Here is a 1,221-nt window from a genome sequence, read left to right on the forward strand (position 1 = left end):
ACGTAAAGCGATTCACGGCGTTGGGCCCCGGATAAACCGGTCCCAGCGCCGCGAACACAGGAGCAAAGCCCAACGCGCACTCTTCGGTGCTGTCACTGGTCATTGCAATTCTTGAAATCATTGTTCGCTTGTCTCGCGTATTTTTCTGGTCAATCAATCCCAGGAAAGGGCACCACCGGACTGGTACTCGATCACACGGGTTTCAAAGAAGTTACGCTCTTTTTTCAGGTCGATCATTTCGCTCATCCATGGGAACGGATTCTCCTCGTTGGGGAAGAGAGTTTCAAGTCCGATCTGCGTGGCACGGCGATTGGCAATGTAGCGGAGGTAGCCTTTGAACATGGACGCATTGAGGCCGAGCACGCCGCGCGGCATGGTGTCTTCGGCGTAGCGGTACTCCAGTTCGACGGCTTTCATGAACAATGCCTTGATCTCGGCCTTGAACTCTGCGGTCCAGAGATGGGGGTTTTCCAGCTTGAGCTGGTTGATCAGGTCGATGCCGAAGTTGCAGTGCATGGACTCGTCGCGCAGGATGTACTGGTACTGCTCGGCGGCGCCGGTCATCTTGTTCTGGCGACCCAGGGCAAGAATCTGCGTGAAGCCCACGTAGAAGAACAGGCCTTCCATCAGGCAGGCAAACACGATCAGCGACTTGAGCAGGGTCTGGTCAGCTTCGGTAGTGCCGGTCTTGAAGTGAGGGTCGGAAATCACTTCAATGAAAGGAATCAGGAACTGGTCCTTGTCCTTGATCGATTGCACTTCGTTATAGGCGTTGAAGATTTCGGCTTCGTCCAGGCCCAGCGATTCAGTGATGTACTGGTAGGCATGGGTGTGGATGGCCTCTTCAAAAGCCTGGCGCAGCAGGAACTGGCGGCATTCGGGTGCCGTGATATGGCGGTAAGTGCCCAGCACGATGTTGTTGGCAGCCAGCGAGTCGGCGGTCACGAAGAAACCCAGGTTGCGCTTGACCAGACGGCGTTCGTCTTCGGTCAGGCCGTTCGGGTCTTTCCAGAGCGCGATGTCGCGCGTCATATTTACTTCCTGCGGCATCCAGTGGTTGGCGCAGGTGGCGAGATATTTTTCCCAGGCCCACTTGTATTTGAACGGCACCAGCTGGTTGACGTCGGTCTGGCCATTGATGATGCGTTTGTCGGAGGCCTTGACGCGTTGTGCCTTGGCGGGTGCGGCGGCAGACGTAGAAGGTGCTGCAGCTTACACAGG

Annotated in this window: 1 pseudogene; it reads right to left on the bottom strand. The window is 56.2% G+C overall.

The features are described 5' to 3' along the window. Positions 1–153: 153 nt before the first annotated feature. Positions 154–1,185, bottom strand: a pseudogene (locus AC1D1X_RS23795) (ribonucleotide-diphosphate reductase subunit beta); the annotation flags it as partial. Positions 1,186–1,221 lie beyond the last annotated feature (36 nt).

Source organism: Polaromonas sp. P1_G4, from assembly GCF_056405475.1.